Source organism: Croceicoccus gelatinilyticus (assembly GCF_018398395.1).
Lineage (GTDB): Bacteria > Pseudomonadota > Alphaproteobacteria > Sphingomonadales > Sphingomonadaceae > Croceicoccus > Croceicoccus gelatinilyticus.
This window is the reverse complement of record NZ_JAHCBF010000001.1, coordinates 1-26024: the sequence shown is the minus strand read 5'-3', so window position 1 is coordinate 26024 and position 26024 is coordinate 1. Positions and strand designations below refer to the sequence as shown.

Below are 26024 nucleotides of genomic sequence, written 5' to 3'. Positions count from 1 at the left end.
GCGCAGCTCGTTTTCTTTGGCGTGTACGCCCTGCGTCAGATCCTTTCCGATGTGTGGTATGATTGATGCCGGCGCCGCGGCGGTGCATCCAGCGCGCCTGCCGAACGCCGGGAAGGATGATAGAGCAATGCATAGATACCGCGCGGAACTCTTTGATGATGGCACGGGCTGCTATGAGACCATCACGTTCGAAGCCGCTGACACTGCAACGGCACTGGAAAGATTGGCTCCGGTTGTGACCGGCAAACGTGCCGAGCTTTGGGAAGACGGCCAGTTTCTCTGTACTCTGAAAGAGGAAGAGGATGCTCAAGGCGTTTGGAAGCTCGGCTGATTGTTTCCTGCCTTTGATTATTTGGTCAGAACGGGCTCAAACAGAGTGCAAACCGCCTAAAGCTTCTCGCGGCTCAGCCATTTGCTACATGCTGGTAAGGGCCAGAACCACGCAGCCCACCGCACCTGCGATCATTATGATGACACTGGCGAGTACTTTAGCTTTCGAGTGACGTGGACGTTTCCTAGCCTCCACCAGGTCTGCATTGCCTGCGAAGGCGCTCGCCACACTGGTCAAATGCAGGAAAAGCCATATGCCGGCTGAAAGGGCGGCAACAAAGCCGATCGCTGCGATTATGCTAATGTAGGTGATGGACATATTCTCCTCCAAAAGTTGCGTCCTCATATTTCTAATGGATGACCTTGGGTCGCGTTCCTTGCGTCGCATACTCAGTGCAATTCATCGGATGACGCGACTTTCTCGGAACATCGTGCGCGCTCGCTCGTCATTTCGATGTACCGATGGCGCAGATGCTGCCGTCGCTGTCGCAAGGGGCAACGGCCCGGCTAATCTGGAGCATCCGCCATCACAACCTTCACAGGAGGGAAAGATGGTCGATACCATTCAAGATTCAAATCAACCGACGGGATCCTACTCCCAGACTGAGAGAACACTTTTCAAACGCGACGAAGGCCATGACCTGATCGCGTCAAATCGTGTCGAAGGGACGAATGTATACCGTCCGGACGGAACGAAGCTCGGCCAAGTGCATCACTTCATGGTCGGGAAACGCAACGGGCGCGTGGAATACGCAGTCCTTAGCTTCGGCGGCTTTCTAGGTCTTGGAAAAGAACTGCGGCCCGTTCCGTGGGACGTGCTCGATTACGACACAGAGCAGAACGGCTACGTAATTTCCGCCGAAGAAGATGTCCTGAAGGATGCGCCATACATTCAGGAAGGCAAGACGCCGATGTGGGACCGAGCCTTCGGTGCGCACATCTACGGTTATTGGGGCGTCCCTTATTGAGCCGACGATCTAACCAGAAATTAAAAATGAAGGAGCAGTACTATGCTCGTCAAAGACTGCATGTCTCGTCCGGTCATCATGGTTTCGCCTATTGAAGACGTGGCAGGCGCGGCCATGAAAATGGGACATAATGACGTAGGAGCCCTGCCCGTTACCGATGGCAAAAAACTGGTTGGTATGATCACTGACCGGGACATTGCCATTCGCGTCGTCGGGAACCGAAATGATCCTACGACCACGGTGTCCGATGCGATGAGCAAGGAGTTGCTTTATTGTCATGAAGACGATGAGGTGGATAGCGTCCTACGCAATCTGGCCGATAAGCAAATTCGTCGACTGCCGGTCGTGGATGCCGACAAGAACCTGGTCGGCATCATTTCGCTTAGCGATCTGAACGATGAACGTACAATCACCGTAACGGAAGCGCTGCACGGCATAACAAAGCCGAGCAAACTCCACTCACAGGAGATGTGAATTAAATGCGAGGAGCCGCGCAACTGGCGCTGCACCCTCGCCGCAAATTCAAAAGGAAGTCATTCATGCCATTCGGGAAAAACCGTAGGATGCTGGAGGCGCTGGCACAGTATCGTGATCAGGCCCTCGAGATGCTTAAGGCCGCCCGCGAGATTGGAGATAAGGCCGACATTTCTAGGCTGGAGGCAAACATCATGAAGCTGGAAGCCGATATGCAGGAACTCGAGAAAGGGGCTGCAGCCGGATCGTGCTGAGGCTGACCCATGGCTAATTGGAGACGGCGGCGTCTCTATCAGATTGAGAATTAACGATTTAAAACAATAATGGAGAGCAGCCATGCCTGCAAAATCAAAAGCACAACAGCAAGCTGCAGGAGCGGCCTTGGCAGCCAAACGCGGAGAGATGGGCAAAAGCGAACTAAAGGGCTCCGCCAGGCAGATGTTCGATTCCATGACCGAAGATGAACTTGAAGACTTTGCGAAAACATCGCGCAAAGGCAAGCCTGAGCACGCGAGTAACAGCTAGGCCAGAGCGGTGGAGCTGAATGCACCAACGCTTGCTGGTTGGCTGGATTCCGACTTGCTGTCCCGGCTTGGCATCGCGTCCTGTCTGGGGCTGCTCTTGGGGCTGGACCGTGAACTGCGAGGGCACGCGGCGGGCGTTCGGACGCATGGCATCGTATGTTTTACAGCCTCCGCAATGACGATTTCGGCGATCGGTCTCTGGAATTCTACTGATGCCGGTCGCCTCGACCTTCTGCGAATTTACGAAGCGACGGGAGCGTTTATCGGCATAATCGGTGCCGGGTTGATCGTTTTCAGCAGAGGGCAGGTGCACAATCTGACTACGGCGGCTCACTTATGGCTGGCAGCGACGATTGGTATCGCAGCCGGAGCGGGCCAATGGCCACTCGTGGTGATTGCGTCGATCATCAGCCTCGTGATGCTTACACTATTGCGGTTTGTAGAAGACAAGACCGCAGATCGGCACCTTGAAAAACCGGAGCGTCCAGATTGCTAGAAAAGTCGACATCAACCAGCTCCATGTATTCGGCGATGGCCTGACACGGTTTGCAATCAGATGGCGGCCGAGCTGCGGCGATATGCGATCCAAAAGGCAGGATGCATCAGACCATCTTGTCAGGCCTAACGAGACGGTCGAACGTTTCTGGATCGACCAAGTCGAGCGCTAGTGCTGCCTCTTTCAGGGTCTGACCATTCTCCAACGCGTGCTTCGCGATCTTTGCAGCATCATCGTAACCGACCTCGGGCGCTAAAGCTGTTACGAGCATGAGCGAGCGCTCCACCAGCTCTGCAATGCGATCCTCGTTCGCTTCAATCCCCTCTATACAGCGATGTGCGAAGCTGGTGATGCCGACGGACAAAAGCTCAAGCGAATGCAGCACGTTGGCCCCGATGATAGGCATGAACGTGTTCAGTTCGAATTGCCCCTGCATTCCGCCAATTGTCGCCACATGATGGTTTCCGATCACCTGTGCCGCGACCATCGTCAACATTTCGACCTGCGTAGGATTCACTTTGCCAGGCATGATCGAACTGCCAGGCTCGTTAGCCGGCAATGTCAGTTCACCCAGACCGGAGCGCGGTCCGGAAGCGAGCAAACGGATGTCATTCGCTATTTTGTTCAGAGCTACCGCCAGTGTGTTTAGGGTGCCTGAAAACGAAATCAGCCCATCCTTGGCCGCGAGTTGAGCGAACGAGTTTTCAGCAGCACGAAATTGTTGTCCGCTGATTTGGGATAGCATCGCGACCATGTCTTCACGCCAACCTTCCGGCGCATTAAGCCCCGTGCCCACCGCGGTGCCGCCTATGGCCAAAACCCGCAGGTCTTGATCGAGCGAAACTTTGATACGCGTCTTGCAACTCGCTATTTGAGCGGCATAGCCGGAGAACTCCTGGCCCAGCGTCAGGGGTGTTGCGTCTTGTGCATGTGTGCGTCCGATCTTGACGATATCCGCGAATGAACGGGCCTTGCGATCAAGCGCGGAGTAAAGAGCATCGATCGCCGGCATAAGCGTCTGGTAAGCTTCAAGAACCACGGCGATGTGCAATGCAGTCGGAAAACTGTCATTCGAACTCTGCGATTTGTTGACATGATCGTTTGGGTGGACCGGTTTTTTCCCGCCTTTAAGTCCGACCAATTTCTCATTGGCAATTCCGGCAATGACCTCGTTCACATTCATGTTAGTCTGTGTGCCGCTGCCGGTCTGGAAGATCGTTAGCGGGAATTGGTCATCGTAATCGCCAGCACGGATTTTCATTGCAGCGGCGTCGATCGCAGTTGCCAAGTCATCATCCAGACCATGCTTGCGGTTGACCCTCGCCGCAGCTTGTTTGACTGCCGCTTGTGCGTGCACGATCTGGATCGGCATTCGCTGATGCGTTGGAAAGGGGAAGTTTTCGAGGCTACGTTGCGTTTGTGCGCCCCAATACGCGCTGGCAGGAACCTCGATCGCGCCGATGCTGTCAGTTTCGGTGCGTGTTTCGGTCATTTCGCTACTCACGCTTCCCGTCGCAACACAGTCATGCACAACCGCAGACGACCTGCATTCGAGTGAATGTGTTTGGCAGATGCAAACGCCAAAATGGGTCTCATCCTAAGTTCCGTGCAGTCCAATCGACTACAACCGGCGACTCGACTGCAACCGGCGACCTAAGGAACTAGTAGCCCCCCGGCGGATCACTTGCCGGAAAGGATTCATCTAAATCCTCGTCAGTTTCGGTCCATTCGCGCCCGGATCCATCACGCATCGCATTTGGCCCCGCATCGCGAACATCCATGTGGCTGCCTTTTGGCTGACCACTGGCAAAAGCGGCGTGGTCACCGTCCTGATGGCGCACAAAATAGCGATATCCAACAAAGCCGAGAAGCCCTGTTCCGAGCAACTTCAGTAACATGGCTCAATCCTTTCTGTGCTAATTAAATAACGAGCTCGGCGCGTATCGGTTCCAAGTTCCTTCCCTCTTGACCCTGACATGATGTCAGGCTTTATTTGTCCTATCGGCAAGGAGAATAAGCCGATGGAAAAGCATCAGCACTGTCACCACGATCATGCCGCGGCAGGCAGCGCGCAGGTCACTGATCCCGTATGCGGGATGAAGGTCGATCCGCAGGCGACCGCGCATCATACCACGCATGGCGGGCACGACTATCATTTCTGCAGCGCCCGCTGCGCCGCGCGTTTTGTTGAAGATCCAGATCGCTGGTTGAACCAGGCGGGCGAAGAGCCCGCCCCCGAAGGCGCGATCTGGACCTGCCCAATGCACCCCGAGGTGCGGCAGGATCATCCGGGATCGTGCCCGATCTGCGGCATGGCTCTGGAGCCCGAGATGGTCGACCCCGATGCCGGTCCGAACGAGGAACTGGTCGACATGACGCGCCGGTTCTGGATCGGCATTGCGCTGGCCCTGCCGGTTTTCCTGCTGGAGATGGGTGGGCATGTGTTTCCCGCAATCCACCATCTGGTGCCGGCGGATGTCTCTGTCTGGGTGCAACTGGCGCTAGCGACACCGGTGGTGCTGTGGGCTGGCTGGCCGTTCTTTACGCGGGCGGCGGCATCGGTCGCCACGCGCAATCTCAACATGTTCACACTGATCGCGCTGGGGACAGGGGTGGCGTGGTCCTATTCCATGGTGGCCACGCTTGCGCCCGGCCTGTTCCCCGATGCTTTCCGCAGTGCCGACGGCACGGTCGCGGTCTATTTCGAAGCGGCGGCGGTCATTACCGTGCTGGTCCTCTTGGGCCAGGTTCTCGAACTGCGCGCCCGCGAACGAACCTCTGGCGCGTTGAAGGCGCTGCTCAGCCTCGCGCCGCGTACCGCGCGCCGGATCGGCGCCGATGGCGACGAGGAAGTCGCGCTGGACGAACTGCAGGTTGGCGATCGCCTGCGCATCCGGCCGGGTGAAAAGATCCCGGTCGACGGGACGGTGGCAGAGGGCAATTCCGCCATCGACGAATCCATGGTGACTGGCGAATCCATGCCGGTTTCCAAACAGGCCGGAGACCCGGTGATTGGCGGCACGATCAACACCACCGGATCGTTGGTGATGGTCGCAGAAAAGCTAGGCAGCGAGACGCTATTGTCGCGGATCGTGCAGATGGTGGCGCAGGCCCAACGCTCGCGCGCACCGATCCAGCGGTTGGCCGACAAGGTGGCGGGCTGGTTCGTGCCGCTCATCCTCTTCGTGGCACTGCTCGCCTTTGCGGCGTGGAGCCTATGGGGCCCCGAACCGCGCCTTGCCCATGCGCTGGTCGCGGCGGTGGCGGTGCTGATCATCGCCTGCCCCTGCGCGCTTGGCCTTGCCACCCCGATGTCGATCATGGTCGGCGTCGGGCGCGGGGCAGAGGAAGGTATTTTGGTCAAGAATGCCGAGGCGCTGGAGCGGATGGAGAAGGTCGACACGCTGGTGGTCGACAAGACTGGCACGCTAACCGAGGGCAAGCCTTCGGTCACCCGCATCGTGACATTGGGCGATCTGGCGGAGGAGGAGGCGCTTCGCCTTGCAGCAGGGGTCGAGCAGGCATCCGAGCACCCGCTCGCGCAGGCGATCATGGCTGAAGCGGCGCGGCGCGACATTGCTGCGCCCAAAGCCAGCGACTTCGATTCCCCCAGCGGCAAGGGCGCGAGCGCTACGGTCGATGGCAGCCGGGTTCTGCTCGGCAATGTGACCTTCCTTAGGGAAAGCGACGTAGATCCCGATGCGGCGGCGCCAGACGCCGATCACCTCCGGCAGGATGGCGCCAGTGCGATATTGATGGCCGTCGATGGTAAGGTCGCTGCAGTCATTGCCATCGCCGATGCGGTAAAGGCGACCACGCCTGCCGCGATAAAGGCCCTACGCGCCGAGGGTATTCGCGTGCTGATGCTGACCGGCGATAACCGCACTACGGCAGAGGCGGTGGCACGGTCGCTCGGCATCGACGAGGTCGAGGCCGATGTCTTGCCCGATCGCAAGAGCGCGGTGGTCGAACGGCTGCGCGCAGAGGGGCATGTCGTCGCCATGGCGGGCGACGGAGTGAACGACGCCCCGGCGCTTGCCGCAGCGGACGTCGGCATCGCCATGGGATCGGGCACCGATGTCGCTATCGAAAGCGCGGGGATCACGCTGCTGGGCGGCGAGCTAACCGGAATCGCCCGCGCCAGGACGCTGAGTGGCAAGGTCATGTCGAACATCCGCCAGAACCTTGTCTTCGCCTTTGGCTATAACGCGCTGGGCGTGCCGGTGGCGGCAGGCGTACTTTATCCGCATTTCGGCATATTGCTGTCACCCGTGATCGCGGCGGCGGCGATGTCGCTTTCGTCTGTCAGCGTGATCGGCAATTCGCTGCGGCTGAAAGCGGTAAAGCTATGAACATCGGTGATGCAGCTCAGCGCACCGGCGTGTCGCAGCGGATGATCCGGCACTACGAAAAGATCGGTCTGATCCCCGCGCCGCTGCGCCGCGACAGCGGTTATCGCGATTATTCGGTTGCAGACGTCAACCGCCTCCGGTTCATCGCCAATGCCCGCGACCTCGGCTTTTCGATCGAGGAGATCGGCGAACTGCTCGAACTGTGGAGCGATGAACATCGCGCCAGTGCAGAGGTCAAAGCGCTGGCGCTGGCCAAGGCTGACGAACTGGGCCGCAAGGTAGAGGCGCTGGCCGCCATGCGAGCGAGCCTCGTCCACCTTGCCCGCACCTGTCATGGTGACGACAGGCCCGAATGCCCGATCATCGACAGCATGTCGGGCGAAAGAACGGCGATGACTTTCGAGTTTGCCGAAGATGATTGATTTTTGGTGGCGCCGACGTTCGCAACCGGTCGGCTGCAGAATGGCGGCTTTCGCTATGACGGCACCTAAAAAAGCGGATAGGCAGCAAACGGCCCATAAACAGCTCAATCTCCCTCTCGCAAAACGCCAGAAGCCCCCAAGTGCTGGCCGTGTTGCACTTGGGGGCTTCGGGTGTAGTTGGTCGCTACCCGGCTAGGTGTACCACAGCGCAAGACTGCCGACGATGGTTGTGCGGGTTCAACTGCCAGCCTGTCTCAAAATGGAACTCGATTGCTGCTCCCATCTAGATGCGCTGCCTACCGATCTGTCGCCGGCAGATCAGCACCGATTGTCATGGCCATGGCTAACCCGACAGAGGTCGTCCTGAGCGATAGTGCAGATATAGAACTCGTCCTGCCAAAGCTCGGCACGAGCCAGCAGGCTGAGCCTGCCCACAACAGACAAGGCGTCCGCTCGGGTTTCGCACTCGAAATCGGCAAGGCGCGCGCTGCGTCCTTGCTGGCCAGCGATCTGTAATTGGTACCGGCGCATCCGAGGCGATCCTTTGGAATCTTACAATCGCCAAGAGAGGAGTGCCGCGACTCCAGTCTCGCGATCTTACCCCTCCATTGTAGCACGATTTCTCGTGCACTTCTGGAATTGCGCATCCCTTGAGGAGAGCCCCTTGAAAATTTGGCTCCTGCGGGAACGAGTGTTGCCCGTGCTAGGTTACGGGTAGGACCCGTATGATCCGGAACTGGCGGGAGAATTGCGCCCGTCCGCTACCCGAAAAGACCAGATGCCCGACATCCAGCCTTTCGATGAGCTTAGTGCCGAACACCTGCGCCTTGTCATAGAGACCGGGCACGTGGGCATCTGGGAACTCGACTTGAAAACTGGGAAGGCCATCAGGAACCGCGCCCACGACCTGATATTCGGATACACTGAGCCATTGGCCGAATGGACCTACGACGGCTTCCTGCACCACGTCGTCGATGGCGATCGAACGAGAGTCGATGAACTCCAGCAGGCAGCGATTGCCGGCAAACGGGAATGGAAGTTCGAATGCCAAATAAAGACTGTAACTGGTGAGAGGCGCTGGATCAGTGCAGCTGGACGCCCCTTGCTCGATGCCAAGGGGGGCATCACCAAGCTGATCGGCCAGGTGATCGACATCACCGACACGAAGCGTAATGAGGCACGTCTCCAGCTCATCACGAACGAACTCAACCACAGGGTTCGCAACATGCTCGCCATGATCAAGGCCATGATCAGCCTTTCGGCTTCGAAAGCGAGCAGCACCGAGACTTTCGCAAAATCGCTCGAGGGAAGAGTGAGCGCCCTGGCTCGAAGCCACCAACTCCTTGCCACGGGAGACTTCGCTGCAATGAGCGCGAGCTCGATCTTGCGGAACGAGTTGGCAGCCTTCTCAGGCTTACAGGAGAGGGTCGTCATCTGGCCGACAGCCGACCCGATCCTGAAAAATGCAGTGGGCCAGGGACTAACCCTCATCTTCCATGAGCTGCTCATGAATGCGATGAGACATGGAGCTCTGTCGAACGAGACAGGGACTGTGAAGGTTCAGATAGCGGGGATCTCAAATGGCACGGAGATCATCTGGACCGAGCGTGGAGGGCCCACAGTCGGTCGGCAGAGCGGGAGTGGGTTCGGATCGACGCTGATCACCCAAGCCATAGCGTCCTACGGAACGGTTGAAATGGATTTCGCGCAGAACGGCATCGAATGCCGTATCTTCATCGGCAAATCCGGCGAAGACGTTTCGACTACCTGATCTCAAGGGCACGGCACCGCTTCTTTGGCAGGGAACTGCTGCATGAGTTCGGTCGCTTGCTGGACAGGTGCTCTTCTTTGGCCGTTAGGGCGCCGAGAGGACCTGCCGGCCCGCCTGAGCGATGTCCTCGGGAAGGCGGCTTGCAGAGGCCGCCTTCTCTTATCTCCCCCAAACTGCTGATGTTTCATCACACTATTTTCTTCGCATTCGCAGCATGTGATGTAGGATCGTACATGGGGCGCGACCTTTAATCCCCACTTGTTCCAAGTTCGGGTCGCGCCTTCAAAAATCATGCGGAGAGGGTATGGCCAGTTACACCGTCAAATTTGACGCCAACCCAGAACTGGCGACGATCAGCTTTCATTCTGACGGCGTCGCGCAGGCCATGTCGCAAGCCAAAGATCTCAGCGGACAACAACCTGTGTCGCTATGGAGTGAGGGTAGGCGCGTCTGCGTCATGTATCCGCCGGCCAAGGCTGGAGGAAACTGGATGGTCAGTCTCGTCGGATGACTGAGAGGCCGCACTGACATCTCCGGAACTTCGCCACACCAAAAAGCCCCCGCAGCCCCAAAGAAAAATGCCAGCCGTGAGCGGAAACTTACGACTGGCAGTAATGGCTAGCTTCGAAGTCCAGTTTAGCGTGCCATCGTTAATGTCGAGTTACGAAATCGAGCGGGCGGTACGCAAAATTTGTGGTTGATCAGCCGTATCTGTTTAATTGTCATTTAGCTTTGCGTGGCAAAAACAAGCGCTAAGCGCAATGGCGCATCAAGCCATTGAACTTGTGGTGCTTTTTTGACGTCTAAGCTGAAGATTTGCGATGAAAAGTTATGTATTTTGCATAACTTTGGAAAACTGAAGCGGAAAGCGTCCCATAACCTCTGCCCAGACTTCGGATATCGAGCTACGCCTCCATCCCGAATACGCCTCCATTGGTCGCTTGCATGGCAATCGGGCAGGCGCTTCGAGGCACGCTGTGCTATGATAGCATTGTTGGGCGCCTGGCTTGATGGACGATCCCCCCCTGTTCATTGGGCACACCCCCCACACGCGCTCAGCAGGGCCGAGGAGTTACACCCTCGACGAGGAGCAGACCCGAGTGGATGCCGTGACTTGCTCGGCCCATCGGGGAGGATGCCGCAGCATCGCACAAGCCGCTGGAGGGATGACGTGACCCAGTTCCACTTGCACTACCACGACGACGCACTCGACGTGGATGAAGATATCGAGTTCGAAGCGGACAGCGCCGCAGGTGCGCTGGCCCAACTCATGGCCGAGCCGCCAGGGAAGTGGTTCGAGCTATGGCGCGGCGACCACCTTCTCTGTCACCTGTCCCGCGATCGCGATAACTTGTGGGAGATCCATGGCTGATCGATCGCTGGGCGCCATGGCTCAAGCTGGCCATGGAACCAAGCATGCCAATTTCTGTTGTTTTGGCAGGGGTCGCGCTCGAATGGACAACGGACTAGCGAATTGCTCTGACAGCCCCCTGACTTGGTCGAAACGATAACAGATGCCTTGGGCGATACGGTAATCAGGCTTCTCGCCCGGCATGTTGGCTTTGGACCTGCATCCCTTGAAGCACGCGATGAAGTGCAAGCCATGTTTTTCACGCTCGCGCGATATGCCGAGAACGAAAGCAGGGTCGATATTGCCGATAGACTTCGGATATATGCTGCAGCAGCCATCCGAAGCGTGCAGCATTAATGCGCCAGCCAAGTTATCATGATCTTCGTGGCTTTTGGCGATCTGCCGGGAGCCTAAGCCCCCGGCAAACGCCCCTATTGTCTGCGGAAGGCCAAGCCGGGAAGGAAGGTGTTACCCGGACTGCATATCCGAAGATGTTCCGCCAGAATTGGAACGTATGGACTCTCCCCAAAGAGGCCTAGGGACTGGCGCTGGGCCGGAATATGCGCCTCCCGGGACCGTTTGACTAGGGGTTTGAATGTCGCTTCGGACGGCTTGAGCTCTAATGGCTGCATTGTCCACATAAGACCCAAAAAGCAGACTGTCTGCAAGCGGCCCAATATTGGTAGTCGTTATCTAGTCCGAGACAATTCCCTCGCCAAGTCGACCAGGAGACGGAAAGCCGCAGGCGGGTTGCGGCGGCTGGGATAGTAAAGACACAGCGGCGAGAGCGGAGGCGTCCAGTCCTCGAGCACGCGGACCAGACGCCCGGCCGCAATATCCTCTCTTACGTCGGTTTCCATGAAGAAGCCGATGCCGACGGATTGCAGGGCCGTGATGCGCGCCAGGCTCGCCTCGTCGAGCGTGATCGGGCCATCGACATCGATCTGGACCGGCTCTCCGCCGGCTTCGAACCGCCAGCGGAAGATCGCTCCGTTCGGTAGGCGGGTGCGAATGCACGAATGGCGCAGCAGGTCGGCCGGCACCCGGGGCGGCGGATTGGCTTCGAAATAGTCCGAGGTGCCGACCACGGCGTATCGCCTCGGCGCGGTCAGCGGGATCGCGATCATGTCGCTTGGCACAAGGTGTTCGCTGCGAACGCCGAAGTCGAAGCCCTGTTTGACGATATCGACCAGCTTGCCTTCGGTGACGAGATCGATCCTCACTTCGGGAAAGCGGCGGAGATATTCCAGCACGAGCGGCTCCAGCACCTCTCGGCCTGCGGTGGCGAACGTGTTGATCCGAAGGGTCCCCGAGGGGGTAGTTTGCTGGGACCGAACGGCATCGAGCGCCTGCCCGATGTCGCGCACGGCCGGGCCGAGCTCATCGACGAACCTGCGCCCGGCTTCGGTCAGAGCCACGCTGCGCGTGGTGCGATTGAACAGGCGCACGCCCAGCTGCGCCTCGAGCTTTGCAATGGCGCTGCTGAGCGCGCTGGTCGAGATCCCCAGATCGAGAGCTGCGGCCCGGAAAGAGCCAAGCCTGCCGACCGCCAGAACCGCGTCGAAATCGCTGAGGGTGTAACGTGCCATTGTCCGGATCTTTAAAATAACTCATCCCGAACTATCCTGATTATCGGCATGGAGGCAAGCCGGTAGGAGAGGAACTCCAGACTAGAGGAGCACAACTATGGCTATCGAGCTACCGCACGCGATCGCGGCCTATTTCGCAGCCGACAGAAAAGGCGATGCGCAGGCGCTGGCGCAATGCTTCGCAACCGACGCGACCGTGATCGACGAGGGTAACACTTATGAGGGGCGCGAAGCGATTCGGCACTGGATTGCCCACGCGTCCACCGAATACTCGTATACCGTAGAACCATTTGCGCTGACCAAGGAAGTAGGCCGCATCGTCGTCACCAGCCACCTGGTCGGCAATTTCCCCGGCAGTCCGGTGGACTTGCGATATCGCTTCATCATCGATGGAGACAAAATCGCGCAACTGGAGATCGTGCCATGAGGCCCTTTCTCGATCTCGCAGGCAAGCGCGCGCTCGTAACCTCCGGAACGCGAGGCGCGGGCAAGGCCACGGTCGAACTCTTACGGGAGCTTGGCGCATCCTTGCTCACTACGGCCCGGCACGCACCGTCGGATATGGAGGCCGACGGTTTCATCGCCGCCGATCTCTCCCATGCGGAAGGGTGTGACGCAGTCGTAGAAGCGGTTCTCGAAAGGTTCGAAGGAGTCGACATCATAGTCCACATGCTCGGCGGTTCGTCCGCCCCTGCGGGCGGGTTCGAAGCGCTGGACGAGGCACAATGGCGAGCCGAGATCGACCTCAACCTCATGCCCGCCGTCCGCCTCGATCGCGCTCTGGTCCCGGCGATGGTCACGCGCGGATCCGGGGTCGTGATCCATGTAACCTCGATCCAGCGCGAGTTGCCCCTGCCGGACGCGACGACCGCATATGCGGCCGCCAAGGCGGCGCTCTCGACCTATAGCAAGAGCCTGTCCAAGCAGGTTGCACCGGCGGGCGTGCGCGTGGTGCGCGTCTCGCCAGGGTGGATCGAAACCGAGGCTTCAGTCGAACTGGCCAAGCGTCTTGCAACCGAGCATGGTAGCGACATCGCCGCGGGCAGGAAGATGATCATGCAGTCCCTTGGAGGCGTGCCGATCGGACGACCCTCCCAGCCTGAGGAGATCGCCAGCCTGATCGCATTCCTCGCTTCCGATCGTGCTAGCACGATCACGGGCACCGAGTATGTCATCGATGGCGGAACTGTCCCGACCGCATGAGATGCCTAAGAATGGCATCATCAAGAGAGTGCCCTCGCCCATTTTCTGCCCGCGCCAGGGCAGAAATGGCCGCTTCGAGCGAAAACTAACCGCAAGCTGAGAGTCCGCTACCGGCCCAAGCAGCGACATTCTGAGCGTTATCTCTTCGGCCATTTGGGCCGAGGAGAAATGCAATGGGATACTCACATTTTGATGCCTCAACTCGGCATCGTCCGGCTTGGAATGCTGGCAAGAATGTCGGAACTAAGCGACCACTGACACAGAAGCAGATCTGGGCGATCCGCTTTCATCTCGATCGCGAAGGACGACTGAGGGACAAGGCCCTTTTCGATCTCGCGATCGACAGCAAACTGCGGGGCTGTGATCTGGTAAAAATCAAGATCGGCGATGTGGTTGCGGGCGTCGAAGTTCGGAATCGGGCAACCGTCATTCAGCAAAAGACCAACCGTCCAGTCCAGTTCGAGCTGACTGCCGACGTGCGAGCGACATTGCTAGCGTGGCTGGAACGTCGAGGCGGTTCGATTGGTGATTATCTATTCCCAAGCCGTATCGACCACTCTGGCCATATGAGCACTCGACAGTATGCACGCCTAGTCGATGAATGGGTTACTGCGATCGGACTGCGGAAGGCAGAATACGGTACGCATTCGTTGCGCCGGACGAAGGCGGCGATGATTTACCGCGCGACGGGAAACATCCGAGCGATCCAGATCCTGCTCGGCCACACGAAGATCGAAAACACTGTACGCTATTTGGGCGTCGACGTCGAAGACGCTTTGCTCTTAGCGGAGCGAACTGAAATCTAGCCAAAGAAGCGGTCGCTCGGCAGATCTCATCGACCGCTTCCAGGCGTTCTCTCACATCCCACTGATCGGCCGACTTGAGGTGGGCAGCTGTCATTCACCGCAGGAATTTAAAGTCCTTGCTGCTGAAGCCCGCTTCTGACGCAACCGCCGCCAATGCTCTGCCCGCAGATTGGGCCTCGTCCCAACCTCTAGCGGCGAAGATTTCGGCTACGCCTGTCGGTATCGCTTGGCCTTTACCCCACTCCACGTGTCAACACGCGCCTCTATCCAGGCATCAAGCCGCTTTAGGCAAGACAGAAAGTGTTCTAGCGCTGCCACAAGCTGCGGATGCGCGCCGAGCGCCCCTCCTCTAGCATCCTTTCGGACTCGAGGTCGCCAAAGACTTGCTCGTATAGCTCCCCGCTATAGTAGACTGACGTTTGCGTCCGCTCTCCCGTAGCCCAAGCCCTTTGAACTGTGCCGTTTTGGATGATTTCAGCGTAACAAATCAGTTGCGGTAGCCCGCTTTGTCGACGGTCGGTGCCACGGTCTCATTTACTCAAGTGGCACGGAAGGGGTCGGATTCGTACGTGGCACCCGACGCGGAGCGACGCGCCAAACCGTGTTGGAAACGTCGTCCGCCACCAATAGCACACTGCGCGCCGCATCGTAGGTTACGCCGACCGGGCGTCCGCGTGCCTTACCGTCCTTTAGAAAGCCGGTGATAAGATCGATCGGCTTACCGTTGGGGTGGCCGCCGCTGAACGGCACAAATACGACTTTGTAGCCCGACGGATCGGCCCGGTTCCAGCTGCCGTGCATACCTACGAAGGCGCCTGCGCCGAACCGTTCGCCGAAGCTACCTCCGGTCGTGAAATCGACGCCTAGGGCCGCGACGTGTGAACCGAGCGCATAGTCGGGAGAAATCGCCTTTCGCACCAGATCTGGCCGCTGCGGCTGAATACGGGGGTCGACGTGCTGGCCGTAATAGCTGTAGGGCCAGCCGTAGAATCCGCCGTCGCGAACCGACGTGAGATAGTCCGGCACCAGCTGTGGGCCTAGCTCGTCGCGCTCGTTGACGACCGCCCACAACCGGTCGGACCAAGGATCAAAGGCCAGAGCGGTAGGATTGCGGATTCCCGAGGCAAAGATGCGGCTCGCGCCGCTTTCACGGTCGATCTCCCAGATTACAGCTCGGTCTTCCTCAACATCCATGCCGCGTTCACCGACATTGCTGTTGGAGCCAATTCCGACATAAAGCTTCGAGCCGTCGGGACTGGCAGTCAACGCCTTGGTCCAGTGGTGGTTGACTTTGGCGGGAAGTTTGGTGACCTCGGCGCCCGTTCCTGTGATTTTGGTTGCACCCTCGGTGTAGGCGAAGCTCACCAGACTGCCCTGATTGGCGACATATAGGGTACCGTCGACGAACGCGAGGCCATAGGGTGCGTCGAGCCCTTCGATGAAAGTGGTCTGGAGGTCAGTCTGGCCGTCACCGTCGCTGTCGCGCAGCAGCGTAATACGATCGCCGCCTTCGACTGAGCTCTTACCGCGCTGCTTGATCCAGCCCGCTATCACGTCCTTAGGCCGCAATTTGGGCGCCTTGCCGCCCGATCCTTCCGCCACCAAGATGTCGCCATTGGGCAGCACAAGCGTCTGGCGCGGGATCTTCAGATCCTTGGCAATGGCGCTGACAGTGTAGCCGTCCGGCACGACCGGCAATTCGTCGCCCCAAGCTTCGGGCGTCGGAATTTTCATTGCGGGGATCAACGCGTCGTTCTGTTCCGGCAGGTCGGGGCTATTGCCCGTCTGGTCGATGTCGGGTTCGCTGGCAGCTTGGCACGCAGTCAGCGCAACAGTGAGCGGTATAGCAACGATGGCGAGCCGATTCATGCGCGTTTCTCCACCGAGAAAGTTCCGCCATAGGCGAGGAGGGCCGCGACCAAGGCAAGAATGGTGCAGAGCGTTGAGAGCACAAGGCCCATCGGTCCGACCGAATGCCAGCCGTCACGCGCATGCTGGAAGGCATTGAGCACGCCAAGGACGAACATCGCCGCGACCACTACGAAATAGATTGTCCCGCGTCCCCTGCTATGCCGCGCCCGCCCGACGAACAGGCCAATGAGCGCCCAAGCGCACACCAGGCCCGCAAATACGTCGGCCCCTGCGATCAACCAGGAGGAGAAATTCGTCCACTGGATTTCCGCGGTTCTCCAATAGGTGAGGTCCGACAGAAGCGCGGAAGGAAAAAGCGCCACCGGAAAGGCAAGCAGGGTCGCATGGAGCGGATTGGCGAAACTTCGTGCACGCGTGACTGTGCGATCCATGGTGTCTCTCCTCTGAATGCCGCGACCTTTTGAGGACTAACCGACGACGGCGGGTAAGGTGCCGAAAATTATGCCCGCCAGCGCGAGACCCAGCGCGCCGAGCGCCATGGGATCGCGCATCCAGCCGGGCCGCCGCGCCCTTACGACTAGGGCGGCAAAGGCGAGCAGCATTGCGGCACCGGCAATCCAGCGGGCGATCGCCTGCTCGGGAAATATCAGAGCCGCACCGTAGCTCACGATGAAATGGGAAGACCAGACGAGAAAGGCGATCAGCACGATACGATAGATCGGAGGCCTATCGATCGGTTCACCAGATTCGATGGCGTCGCGTTCATCCACCCGGAAACACTCGCGGCAGTACAGTAAAGACTATGCCCTGAAAGGCGCAGAACATCACGAAGCGCGCAACTATGTCCATGGTGACGTTGGTCGGCGTAGTCATGATCCCGCGTGCTTCGCGGAAGGCTAGGTAAATTGCCATGATGACGGAAACAATTACGACGTGGCCTTGCAGCACCGCAAGCATGAACACGGTTGCGCCCATGCCGTTGGCAGTCGGCTCTAGCCCGGTGGCGAGCCAGCCGGTGACGTCAAGATAGAGTGCGCCGACCAGCAGCGCGGCGGCCAGCGCCTCGAACATCCATGGCAAATCCTCTGCCAGGCGGCCTTCTTTGGTGGCAAGAAAGCGCCGTCCGCCCCACGCCGAGAGCAGCGCCAGCGCCTCGATGCCAAGAATCAGCGCGGTCTCACCCAGCGGCGGCGGCGCACTCCAGACCTCTGGATTGATGCCATAGAGATAGAGATAGGCAAAAACCGCCATGAAGCCGATCATGCCGATGACCACCATGAGCGTGTTCAAGGCCCACCAACCGTGGCTTTGCGGACCGGTGATCGCGATCGGCACCTTGATCCCGCCCCCGATATCGGCGCATTCCTGCTTGATTGGACGATCGGTCTCCCACATCCAGCGCAATGTGCTGACGATTGCGACCAGTCCGCAGAACACCGCAAACGCATAGGCCTGCACTGTCAGCGAGAGGAAGAACAGAGCGGTGAACACCGCCGCCGCCAGTGGCCAGGGCGATGGACCGGGCATTAGCTGAACATATTGCGGCTCGGCCATGACGGTCGATGTGATCAGCGTCTCGCGCTGGCCGGTTGCAGAGTTGGGAAGAAAGTAACGGCCATCTGCGACCTCCCGAGAAATCTCGGGGCGATCCCATAACGGCTCGCGCGAGGTGACCAGCGGGATCGAGCGGGTCGAATAGAGCCCGGTCGGCAACCATTCGAGCGTGCCGCCGCCATAGATGTTGCCGACGTCGTTATCGGTGGTGAAGCGGAAGCGTCGCGCCAGGTCGACGAGGAAAAGCAAAATGCCAGCCGCCATCACGAAAGCGCCCACCGTTGAAACCAGATTAAGCAGGTCGAGGTCGCGGCCCGGCAGATAGGTGTAAACTCGGCGCGGCATCCCCATTAGCCCTGTCAGATGCATCGGGAAAAAGGTGATGTGGAGCCCGGCGAACATGAGGCCGAACACCCATTTCCCCACCCGCTCCGACAGCCTCCGACTGCTGGTCATCCCGTGCCAGTGATAGAAGGCGGCGAACATCGGGAACACCATCCCCCCCATCAGCACGTAATGGAGGTGCGCGACGATGAAGTAGGTATCGTGGGCCTGCCAGTCGAACGGCACCATGCCGACCATCACGCCTGTAAGCCCGCCCATGGTGAAGATCAGCACGCTGCCGACAACGAAGAGAGCAGGCGTCGTCCACTTGATCTTTCCGCTGGCGAGGGTCGCAATCCAGCAGAACACCTGGATACCGGCAGGCAGACTCACCGCCATACTCGCAGCGCTGAAATATCCGGCGGAAACGCGTGGCATGTCGGTGGCGAACATGTGGTGTGCCCAGACTCCGAAGCTGATGAAGCCGGTCGCGACCAGCGCCAGCACGTTAAGGCGATATCCCACCAGCGGCACCCTGGCGACCACGGCCACCATCATGCTCATCAGGCCGGCGGCGGGGATGAAAATGATGTAGACTTCCGGATGGCCAAAGAACCAGAACAGGTGCTGCCAGAGCATCGGATCGCCGCCGCGCAAAGCGTCGAAGAACGGCCAGTTGAAGGCCCGCTCTATTTCCAGCAGCATCGTGCAGAGTATAACGCTTGGAAAGGCGACTACGATCATCACCGCGAACACCAGCATGGCCCAGGCGAACATCGGCATCTTGTCGAGTGTCATGCCTGGCGCGCGGGTGCGCAGCACGCCGACGATGATCTCGATCGCCCCGGCAATAGCCGAGATCTCGATGAAACCGATGCCGAGCAACCAGAAATCGGTGTTGATGCCTGGGCTGAAGGCGATACTGGTAAGCGGTGGATACATGAACCACCCGCCATCGGGCGCTAAGCCGACGAACAGCGACAGGAAAAACATCGTGCCGCCGACGAAGTACGCCCAGTAAGCGAAGGCAGACAAGCGAGGGAACGGCAAGTCGCGCGCTGCCAGCATCTGAGGCAACAACATGATCCCGATCGCCTCCACCATCGGCACCGCGAACAGGAACATCATCACCGTTCCGTGCATGGTAAAGAACTGGTTGTAGGTATCGACGCCAAGGAAATCCTGCATCGGTGCGGCTAGCTGCACCCGCATCCCCAGAGCCAGCACGCCCGCCGCGAGGAAAAACCCGAAGGCGGTGACAACATACCAGAAGCCGACATAATTGTTGTTGACCGCGGTCAGACGCGCCCACCCCTTCGGCGCGGCCCAGATTCTTTCGAGTTCCTCGACTTCTCCGTCCGGACGTTTTTCGGTCGGGAAGCGATCGTAAAGAGCGGGATCGAAACCCGTTTCGGACCTCACCGCTGCAGCTCCAGAAATGCGGCGATATGACCCAGTTCCTTCGCGGTCAGCACATCGTAACTGGGCATGCGATTGCCCGGCTTGAGGGACTGGCTATCGCCGATCCAGCCCACCATCGTGCCCCGATTATTGGCCAGGATTCCCGCACCCAGGGTTCGGCGCGATCCTACATATGTAAGGTCGGGGCCAGCAAGTCCGTTGGCATCAGAGCCTGCGATCCGATGACAAGCCGCGCAGCCGCTATCCATGAACAACCGATAGCCCGCCCGGGGATCGTATTGCTCAAGCAACTCCGCTTCGGTTGGATAGGCATCGGCGTCGCCGGGATATGGTGAAGCTCCCTCAGACGCGGATGCGGGCGACGCTGCCGCTTGTGCGGCCCCGGCCCTGCGCCCGGCCAACCATACATTCCATTCCTGGCGATCATGTGCGACGGTGACGAAGCCCATTAGCGCGTGTTGCCCGCCGCAATATTCGGCGCAAACCCCGCCGAACTCCCCTGCCCTGTCCGCCTCGATCCTGAGCAGCGTGCGGCGGCCGGGGATCATATCCTTTTTTCCCGACAGATGCGGCACCCAGAAACTGTGAATCACGTCGGCGCTCTCGAGTTCGAGCACCACCGGTACTCCAACCGGGATATGAATCTCGTTGGCATCCTCCATCGCGACGCTGCCGTCCGCGTCGAGATACTGGACCCGGAACCACCACATCTCGCCAGTCACGCGAATCCGCATCTCGTCGCCACGGATTGACTCGGTAAGGCTCGCGGTAAGTGTCAGGCCCCAGATAAGCAGACCGGTTAGCACCACGCCGGGAAACGCAACGCCGCCCAGCCATATAGCGCGCTCGCCGCCCAGCTTTGCTTTCCACCTGTCCGGCCCCTTGATCGCGACATAGAGCGCGGCAACTACGATCGCAGTGACGACCAGCCCCAGCGCGAACAACGACCAAGAAAGTGTAGTCACCTTGGCGGAATAGGGGCCCGCCGGATCGAGCACTGGCGGCGGCCATCCCCAGAGCGCGTCAATCATGGTCGATGCCGTAGAGATAAGCAGCGATATCCTCCGCCTCGCTCGCGCTCACCGGCATCGGTGGCATGGTCGAGCCGGGCTTCACGCCGGGCGCGTTGCGGATGAAGGCGGCGAGTACGTCGGGCCTGTTGGGAAGCGCCCCCGCAATCAGGCCGACATCGTCAAAACCCTCAAGCGATGGTCCGAGCCGCCCCGCGGGCCAGTCCAGCCCAGGAATTTTGTGGCACGATCCACAGCCCGCGCGCTCAATCGCCGCCAATCCGCGCGCCTTCATATCGTTAGTCGGCTCTCGCCGCGTCTCGACCGGCTCCTTACACGCTACAAGTGTGACGCAGGCGGAAAGGGCCATGACGATCATGATTGTCCTGTTACGCAGATCCCGATGCTCCGCACTCCTCATCCTTATGGGAACCTGACAAACCCCACATTCGTTCCGGCCAGACGATGCTTTTCCGCCCGTTCCCGTTGATCGCTGCCATTGGTTCGCTCACCTCGTGCAATCCCGCGCCGGTCGACAGTCGCTTCGACGAGACGGGGGAGCTTATTGCGCTGTCGGGCGGCGACGCCGGTCCGCAGGCGGCATGCCACACCTGCCACGGACTTGATGGTGGCGGAGATGGCGCCTTGGTGCCGCGGATCGCGGGGATCGATGCGGGCTACCTCGTCCGGCAGCTGGGCTTCTATGCTGATGGTCAGCGGCGTCATCCGCAAATGACTTGGTTTGCCAGTCGGCTGGACGACGCGGACCGGCTGGCGGTCTCGACATTCTATGCCGGAATGCCGATTCCGGACACCGAACGCGGCAACGATGCTGACATCTGCACGTTCGGCGATGCGGCCACGATCTATCACAACGGCATTCCCGATCGCGATCTCGCCTCATGTGCGTCTTGCCATGGCGAGGAGGGCGAAGGCGTCGGCGCCGGCAACCCCTCGCTGGTCGGACAAAGCGCCGCCTACACCGCTGAACAACTGCGTCGCTGGCGCACGGGCGAGCGGTTCGGCGATCCGCTGAAGGTCATGCATGATGCTGCCGGCAAACTGCGAGACAACGAGATCAGCCCACTCGCGGGGTATATTGCGTATGGTCCGGGGCGGTCTCATCGTCCCGGATTTCTGGTAGAATGCCCCTGACTACATCGTCGCGGTCCCAGAAATGGTGCTTGAACGCTGCCCCCACATGCAGCGGCACGAGCAGGCTCAGACCAACGACGCCGAGCACATGCAGGCTCTCTGCCCAATCGAGCACTTGGAACTGCCAGGCGGGCGAAAGGGTGTGGAATGGCATCGGCGGGATCGCGATCACCCCCCCGATCCGGAGCGGCTCGACAGGTTGGATCGCCGACCACATCGCCCAACCGGACAATGGCAACATGGCAAACAGGCCGTAGAACAGATATTGCGTCAGATGGGAGGCTGTTTGTTGCCATTCCGGAGCTTGGGCGTCGTTTATCGGATTAGGAACGAACAGCCGCCAGGCGAAGCGCAGGATAGCGAGTAACAGGATCGACAGGCCTAGCTCGCTATGTAACTCGTAAGTGGCAAGCTTGCTTCCACCGACGGGATAGCGCGACATGAGCCAACCAGAGGCAAGTTGGTACAGCACTAGCGCGGCCATGAGCCAATGAAACCATACGCCGACCGGCGAATATTTGCCGCTCCTCGTATAGCTTTGAGCCCATTTGCGGACGAGGCGATGCAACTTCATATGGTTGCGGCCCGCGTACCAAGAGAGCGATAGACGATCGTGAGCGCGGCGAGGAGATAGACGAGGCTCCCTGGCGCCCACATGATGATGCCGGCGATCTGTTGATCCTCCAGCGGAGATAGGCCCCAGTCCTGTGTGGTTAGCCAATGCGGCGCGTAAAGGGCGCGATGGGCGAATGTGAGCAGGGCCCCCAGCGATCCCATCGCGACCATTGTCGCGAGCAGCACGGTGGCGGCGGCAGGGGCAGGTGCGCGGAACACTTTGACCCACCATAAAGAGGCGGTAGCAACTATGCTCACCTGCATCGCCCAAAACGTTGCATCGCTACTCATAGCTGCTTCGTAGAACGGCGGTGCGTGCCACAGCCAGAAAGTCAGCACATGGATCACGGTCCAGCCTACCAGCGATCCGTGAATCGCCAGACGCTCGAGTCGAAGTGCCGCCACGACAAGTGGGGCGAGCACCGACACAAGCACCACATCATGCACGATCCGAACGGCAAACAACGCTGAACCGAGGGCACAAAAAGGGCTAATGTAGAGACAGCCAATCAAGCCCACCGCCCCGATCGCTGGACCTACGCGCAACCGATGCCGTTGAAAATAGATCGCCGCGAGGAGTCCGGCCACGAGAAGCATAAGCTCTGGAGCCAGATTCCAGCGCGAGAGCCATTCCGCAGGGAGCGGTGCTTCACCGCAATAGGGCAGCCATTTTGGCAAATATCACCTCACGCGTTGCATGCATCGGAGAAATGCGCAGTTGTGCCGCAGGGTTCCGGAACTTTCCATGGCCATCATGCGCTTGACTCCTGCTGCGAGGAGAAGGCGATGGAGCTCAATGACCCCGTTCTGGTTCACTGGTTCGACTGGGACCTCCTGTCGCGTCTGGGCGTTGCAGCAATCATCGGGTTGTTGCTGGGACTTGACCGAGAATTGCGAGGCCATGCCGCAGGTATGCGAACACATGGCCTAATATGCTTTTCCGCCGCCTCGATGACCGTTTCGATCGTGGCGCTTTATAACGAACTGGGCGGGCAGCGCATGGACCCTTTGCGCGTCTACGAGGCTGCGGGCGCTTTCATAGGGATTGTCGGTGCCGGGCTGATCGTGTTCAGCAAGGGCCAGGTGCACAACCTTACCACCGCCGCGCATCTGTGGCTCGCGGCGGTAATTGGCATCGCCTGCGGCGCCGCGCAATGGCCGCTTGTCGCTATCGCTGCGGCGATAAGCCTGATCATGCTCACGATCCTCCGTGTGGTCGAATCCAAAGACAGAGACCGCAAGCTCGACAAGGTTGCCCGCACCGAGAAATCCGCCAATCGCTCGACCAGCCGGTGAAACCGATAGCCCCTTGAGAGGGCGAAGAAGAACACGCGCGGCTCTAGATGGACGCGTATTTGCAGCACTATGCAGCAAACGCACCAAAGCGATTAAAGGAGCCTCGCCTATGATGGCGGGTGTAATCGTGTGCGGCGCATGCCACAGATTGCGCCTGCTGCGAACATATGGATGCGCCCGACCAGTGCTATTCGCTAAATAAAGGCTTTTGCGCCGCAAGGGTCTTCCACACATGCCCCTCATTTCTCAGTGCGCCGTTATTCATATCTCGATGAAACCGGTAATCACTTGAGGAGAGCTGAGAAGAACACGCTCATCTCTAGATAGAAACTATTTCCGCACGACTAAACGTTCTTTGAACGGGCTCTGTAGAAGGTGCATTTGACCATCGTTAGTGGAAAGATAGGCCGGTTAGCGCAGATTTCCAAATCTGACAAAACGAAGCAATTTTCGATCCCTAGGAGGCCGCACATGCCCGCGATTACATTGCCTGCAGAGCTTTCGTTGGCGCGCGGCGTATTCACAACGGTTCGGATCGTTGATCTCACCGTACATGCTTGCAAATTGAATGAACGACTACACGCTTCGCTGGCTGGAATCCGAGGGGTAGTTTGGATCGGCGCGATTGGGCCCCTGCACGTGTTGAACCGGGCAGGTCTGGATCGATTGGATTTTGACGGCCCACTTCATCCATCAATCGTCGCGCACTTCAACGCCTAGGCATGGCCGCCAGTCGCTAATCTCAGAAAAAATACGGCGCAATGCCCCGGAACATTTTGAATTGGAGGGATTTTAAATAATGGCCTTGGGCCAGTAATTGGGATGATGCTGATGACAGCCGACATAGATCGTAAAATTGCTACCCAATTCGAGGATTTCATTCGAGATCGCGACTTTCCTTGTGTGGGAGCGAAAAGCGCGCTTTCGAAAGGGACGCTAAAGGTTAGCGTCTGCCGGTCAATGACAAGCAATTGGGACGATGTGCGCATACATCGCGAATTGCTGGATTGGTCATTTGATTATCAGAATGATCCGGGACTGTTTCGCTCCCTCGCCTTTATTTTCAAGGAGAACGAGGATCTCGACGAAAGGAGTTTCGAAGCAGCGATGTGGGAGCGCATCCAGTCGCTTGCCGATAAGGATGCTTGGCTTGAGCAGCCCTATGACAATCGTGTCAGTCCTGATCCAAACGATCCGCATTTTTCGCTGAGTTTTGGTGGAGAGGCTTTCTTTGTCGTAGGAATGCATCCGCGCGCTAGCAGGCCCGCCCGCAGATTCGAACGGCCCGCATTGGTGTTCAATCTGTGTCAACGGCGGAGCAAAAGTCGGCCATTCGGCGGCGTAAAACCAGGCCATCGTGTTACATGCCGGGGGGAGTGGCGTGAGGGCGTAGCCCGAGGGCCACTCCCCCCGGCATTGGTGTAATTTTCAGGGTCTGGTTTTGGCCTTGCGGGCCCGGCTGTGCGCGAGGCGATAGCTTTCGCCGTTCATCTCGAGGATGCTGACGTGATGGGTCAGGCGATCGAGGAGCGCGCCTGTGAGACGCTCAGATCCGAAGGTTTCGGTCCATTCGTCGAAGGGCAGGTTGCTGGTGATGAAGGTGGAGCCGCGTTCGTAACGCTGGGAGATCAGCTCGAACAACAGTTCGGCGCCGGTCTTGGAGAGCGGCACAAAGCCCAGTTCGTCGATGATGAGCAGCTTGTATCCGGCCATCTGCTTCTGGAAGCGCAGAAGACGGCGCTCGTCGCGGGCCTCCATCATTTCGCTGACCAGCGCTGCCGCGGTGGTGAAGCCCACCGACAGTCCTTTCTGGCATGCTGCCAGTCCGAGCCCCAACGCTACGTGCGTCTTTCCGGTGCCTGATGGCCCCAGAGCGATGGCGTTCTCACGCCGCTCGATCCACTCGCAGCGCGCCATCTCGAGCACCTGCATCTTGTTGAGCCTGGGGATGGCGGCGAAGTCGAAGCTGTCGAGGCTTTTGACGGCGGGGAAGCGCGCGGCCTTGATGCGCCGCTCGACCATGCGACGCTCCCTGTCGATCATTTCCATCTCGACGAGGCGGGCGAGGAAGCGGATATGATCGACGCCTTCAGCGGCACATTGCCGCGCGAGCTTGTGATGCTCACGCAGGCACGTAGGCAGCTTGAGCGCCTTGAGATGGTGAGCGAGAAGGATCTCCGGGGCCTGATCGCTCATGCGGCCTCCTGCCGGTCGGAGAGCAGGCTCAGATAGGCTCTGGCAAAGGTCTTCTCGACCGTGGTGCGTGGCAGGAAGGGATAGACGTCCAGGTCCAGCCTGGGCGGTACGCGTTCGATCCGGCACAGGACGAGGTGCTTGACGGCATCGAAGCCGATGGCGCCAAGATCGATGGCCTGTTCGACCGCCGCCTGGAGATCGGCGAGGGTGAACGTTTCCAGCAGGCGCAGTACCTGCACATATTCGCGCCTGCCATGTTTGTGCATGCGCCCTTCCATCAACCGCTGCAGTGTC

General features: G+C 59.2%; 31 protein-coding genes and 1 pseudogene. 18 read left to right on the top strand and 14 right to left on the bottom strand.

Annotated features, from left to right (window positions below):
* The first annotated feature begins 58 nt into the window (after positions 1-58).
* The gene (locus KIH45_RS00160; protein WP_213174002.1) at positions 59-331 is read left to right on the top strand and encodes a hypothetical protein; all 273 of its coding nucleotides are present in this window, start codon (positions 59-61) and stop codon (positions 329-331) included.
* A gap of 84 nt (positions 332-415) precedes the next feature.
* Here KIH45_RS00160 and KIH45_RS00155 read toward each other — a convergent pair whose 3' ends face one another.
* On the bottom strand, positions 416-649 hold the full coding sequence (locus KIH45_RS00155) for a hypothetical protein (RefSeq protein WP_213174001.1): 234 nt from the start codon (positions 647-649) through the stop codon (positions 416-418).
* Between the two features lie 232 nt (positions 650-881).
* On the opposite strand from KIH45_RS00155, the gene KIH45_RS00150 reads away from it, so the two are divergent.
* The 5 genes from KIH45_RS00150 to KIH45_RS00130 all read left to right on the top strand — a co-directional run bounded on the left by KIH45_RS00150 (position 882) and on the right by KIH45_RS00130 (position 2792).
* The gene (locus KIH45_RS00150; protein WP_213174000.1) at positions 882-1298 is read left to right on the top strand and encodes a PRC-barrel domain-containing protein; all 417 of its coding nucleotides are present in this window, start codon (positions 882-884) and stop codon (positions 1296-1298) included.
* 42 nt (positions 1299-1340) lie between these two features.
* On the top strand, positions 1341-1772 hold the full coding sequence (locus KIH45_RS00145; protein WP_213173999.1) for a CBS domain-containing protein: 432 nt from the start codon (positions 1341-1343) through the stop codon (positions 1770-1772).
* Between the two features lie 65 nt (positions 1773-1837).
* Positions 1838-2026, top strand: coding sequence for a hypothetical protein (locus KIH45_RS00140; RefSeq protein WP_213173998.1), 189 nt, complete (start codon positions 1838-1840; stop codon positions 2024-2026).
* 82 nt (positions 2027-2108) lie between these two features.
* Positions 2109-2297, top strand: coding sequence for a DUF3008 family protein (locus KIH45_RS00135; RefSeq protein WP_213173997.1), 189 nt, complete (start codon positions 2109-2111; stop codon positions 2295-2297).
* A 9-nt stretch (positions 2298-2306) separates the two neighbouring features.
* Positions 2307-2792 carry an MgtC/SapB family protein gene (locus KIH45_RS00130; protein WP_213173996.1) on the top strand — a complete coding sequence of 162 codons (486 nt, stop codon included), beginning with the start codon at positions 2307-2309 and terminating at the stop codon, positions 2790-2792.
* 106 nt (positions 2793-2898) lie between these two features.
* Here the strand turns inward: KIH45_RS00130 and KIH45_RS00125 are convergent, their stop codons facing one another.
* Positions 2899-4284: a class II fumarate hydratase gene (locus KIH45_RS00125; RefSeq protein WP_213173995.1), complete on the bottom strand. Its 1386-nt coding sequence runs from the start codon at positions 4282-4284 to the stop codon at positions 2899-2901.
* A 169-nt stretch (positions 4285-4453) separates the two neighbouring features.
* Complete coding sequence (locus KIH45_RS00120) at positions 4454-4690, bottom strand: hypothetical protein (RefSeq protein WP_213173994.1); 237 nt, start codon at positions 4688-4690, stop codon at positions 4454-4456.
* A 123-nt stretch (positions 4691-4813) separates the two neighbouring features.
* Here KIH45_RS00120 and KIH45_RS00115 point away from each other — a divergent pair, with 123 nt between their 5' ends.
* The 6 genes from KIH45_RS00115 (at position 4814) to KIH45_RS00090 (ending at position 10709) form a co-directional block, all read left to right on the top strand.
* Positions 4814-7144 (top strand): heavy metal translocating P-type ATPase, encoded by a 2331-nt coding sequence (locus tag KIH45_RS00115; protein ID WP_225899560.1) that lies wholly within the window; start codon positions 4814-4816, stop codon positions 7142-7144.
* Positions 7141-7566, top strand: coding sequence for a Cu(I)-responsive transcriptional regulator (gene cueR, locus KIH45_RS00110; RefSeq protein ID WP_213173992.1), 426 nt, complete (start codon positions 7141-7143; stop codon positions 7564-7566). The genes KIH45_RS00115 and cueR overlap by 4 nt, the downstream gene beginning before the upstream one ends.
* Before the next feature lie 339 nt (positions 7567-7905).
* Complete coding sequence (locus KIH45_RS00105; protein WP_213173991.1) at positions 7906-8082, top strand: hypothetical protein; 177 nt, start codon at positions 7906-7908, stop codon at positions 8080-8082.
* A 262-nt stretch (positions 8083-8344) separates the two neighbouring features.
* A complete protein-coding gene (locus KIH45_RS00100) occupies positions 8345-9337 on the top strand; it encodes a sensor histidine kinase (RefSeq protein WP_213173990.1) in 993 nt (330 codons plus the stop codon).
* A gap of 304 nt (positions 9338-9641) precedes the next feature.
* Positions 9642-9848, top strand: a complete 207-nt coding sequence (locus tag KIH45_RS00095; RefSeq protein ID WP_213173989.1) for a hypothetical protein — start codon at positions 9642-9644, stop codon at positions 9846-9848.
* 660 nt (positions 9849-10508) lie between these two features.
* A complete protein-coding gene (locus KIH45_RS00090) occupies positions 10509-10709 on the top strand; it encodes a hypothetical protein (RefSeq protein ID WP_213173988.1) in 201 nt (66 codons plus the stop codon).
* Between the two features lie 668 nt (positions 10710-11377).
* On the opposite strand, the gene KIH45_RS00085 is transcribed toward KIH45_RS00090, so the two are convergent.
* Positions 11378-12277 carry a LysR family transcriptional regulator gene (locus KIH45_RS00085; protein ID WP_213173987.1) on the bottom strand — a complete coding sequence of 300 codons (900 nt, stop codon included), beginning with the start codon at positions 12275-12277 and terminating at the stop codon, positions 11378-11380.
* 97 nt (positions 12278-12374) lie between these two features.
* On the opposite strand from KIH45_RS00085, the gene KIH45_RS00080 reads away from it, so the two are divergent.
* The 3 genes from KIH45_RS00080 to KIH45_RS00070 all read left to right on the top strand — a co-directional run bounded on the left by KIH45_RS00080 (position 12375) and on the right by KIH45_RS00070 (position 14286).
* Complete coding sequence (locus tag KIH45_RS00080; RefSeq protein ID WP_213173986.1) at positions 12375-12704, top strand: nuclear transport factor 2 family protein; 330 nt, start codon at positions 12375-12377, stop codon at positions 12702-12704.
* Positions 12701-13480 carry an SDR family oxidoreductase gene (locus KIH45_RS00075; protein WP_213173985.1) on the top strand — a complete coding sequence of 260 codons (780 nt, stop codon included), beginning with the start codon at positions 12701-12703 and terminating at the stop codon, positions 13478-13480. Before KIH45_RS00080 ends, KIH45_RS00075 begins: the two co-directional genes overlap by 4 nt.
* Before the next feature lie 173 nt (positions 13481-13653).
* On the top strand, positions 13654-14286 hold the full coding sequence (locus KIH45_RS00070; RefSeq protein ID WP_213173984.1) for a tyrosine-type recombinase/integrase: 633 nt from the start codon (positions 13654-13656) through the stop codon (positions 14284-14286).
* Between the two features lie 534 nt (positions 14287-14820).
* On the opposite strand, the gene KIH45_RS00065 is transcribed toward KIH45_RS00070, so the two are convergent.
* The 6 genes from KIH45_RS00065 to KIH45_RS00040 are packed head-to-tail and all read right to left on the bottom strand — an operon-like array spanning position 14821 to position 20847.
* The gene (locus tag KIH45_RS00065; RefSeq protein WP_213173983.1) at positions 14821-16155 is read right to left on the bottom strand and encodes a PQQ-dependent sugar dehydrogenase; all 1335 of its coding nucleotides are present in this window, start codon (positions 16153-16155) and stop codon (positions 14821-14823) included.
* Complete coding sequence (locus tag KIH45_RS00060) at positions 16152-16589, bottom strand: DUF2231 domain-containing protein (RefSeq protein WP_213173982.1); 438 nt, start codon at positions 16587-16589, stop codon at positions 16152-16154. Before KIH45_RS00060 ends, KIH45_RS00065 begins: the two co-directional genes overlap by 4 nt.
* A 36-nt stretch (positions 16590-16625) precedes the next feature.
* Positions 16626-16928 carry a hypothetical protein gene (locus tag KIH45_RS00055; protein WP_213173981.1) on the bottom strand — a complete coding sequence of 101 codons (303 nt, stop codon included), beginning with the start codon at positions 16926-16928 and terminating at the stop codon, positions 16626-16628.
* Positions 16921-19458 (bottom strand): cbb3-type cytochrome c oxidase subunit I, encoded by a 2538-nt coding sequence (locus KIH45_RS00050; RefSeq protein WP_213173980.1) that lies wholly within the window; start codon positions 19456-19458, stop codon positions 16921-16923. Before KIH45_RS00050 ends, KIH45_RS00055 begins: the two co-directional genes overlap by 8 nt.
* Complete coding sequence (locus KIH45_RS00045; RefSeq protein WP_213173979.1) at positions 19455-20489, bottom strand: cytochrome c oxidase subunit II; 1035 nt, start codon at positions 20487-20489, stop codon at positions 19455-19457. The genes KIH45_RS00050 and KIH45_RS00045 overlap by 4 nt, the downstream gene beginning before the upstream one ends.
* Positions 20482-20847, bottom strand: coding sequence for a c-type cytochrome (locus tag KIH45_RS00040; RefSeq protein WP_213173978.1), 366 nt, complete (start codon positions 20845-20847; stop codon positions 20482-20484). The genes KIH45_RS00045 and KIH45_RS00040 overlap by 8 nt, the downstream gene beginning before the upstream one ends.
* A 107-nt stretch (positions 20848-20954) precedes the next feature.
* Here KIH45_RS00040 and KIH45_RS00035 point away from each other — a divergent pair, with 107 nt between their 5' ends.
* Complete coding sequence (locus tag KIH45_RS00035) at positions 20955-21623, top strand: c-type cytochrome (RefSeq protein WP_213173977.1); 669 nt, start codon at positions 20955-20957, stop codon at positions 21621-21623.
* Here KIH45_RS00035 and KIH45_RS00030 read toward each other — a convergent pair.
* Together KIH45_RS00030 and KIH45_RS00025 are read right to left on the bottom strand one after the other, a co-directional pair.
* Positions 21547-22197: a cytochrome b gene (locus KIH45_RS00030; protein ID WP_213173976.1), complete on the bottom strand. Its 651-nt coding sequence runs from the start codon at positions 22195-22197 to the stop codon at positions 21547-21549. The two genes, KIH45_RS00035 and KIH45_RS00030, sit on opposite strands and share 77 nt — an antisense overlap.
* A complete protein-coding gene (locus KIH45_RS00025; RefSeq protein WP_213174632.1) occupies positions 22194-22835 on the bottom strand; it encodes a cytochrome c oxidase assembly protein in 642 nt (213 codons plus the stop codon). The genes KIH45_RS00030 and KIH45_RS00025 overlap by 4 nt, the downstream gene beginning before the upstream one ends.
* Here KIH45_RS00025 and KIH45_RS00020 point away from each other — a divergent pair.
* Positions 22788-23534, top strand: coding sequence for an MgtC/SapB family protein (locus tag KIH45_RS00020; protein WP_337925370.1), 747 nt, complete (start codon positions 22788-22790; stop codon positions 23532-23534). The genes KIH45_RS00025 and KIH45_RS00020 overlap by 48 nt on opposite strands.
* Before the next feature lie 822 nt (positions 23535-24356).
* Positions 24357-24959 (top strand): guanitoxin biosynthesis heme-dependent pre-guanitoxin N-hydroxylase GntA, encoded by a 603-nt coding sequence (gene gntA / locus KIH45_RS00015; RefSeq protein WP_420481915.1) that lies wholly within the window; start codon positions 24357-24359, stop codon positions 24957-24959.
* Between the two features lie 3 nt (positions 24960-24962).
* Here the strand turns inward: gntA and istB are convergent, their stop codons facing one another.
* Entirely contained in the window at positions 24963-25730 is a 768-nt protein-coding gene (gene istB / locus KIH45_RS00010) for an IS21-like element ISSsp5 family helper ATPase IstB (protein WP_007686288.1), read from the bottom strand.
* Positions 25727-26024 (bottom strand): annotated as a pseudogene (locus tag KIH45_RS00005) (IS21 family transposase); the annotation flags it as partial. The pseudogene KIH45_RS00005 and the gene istB, both read right to left, overlap by 4 nt.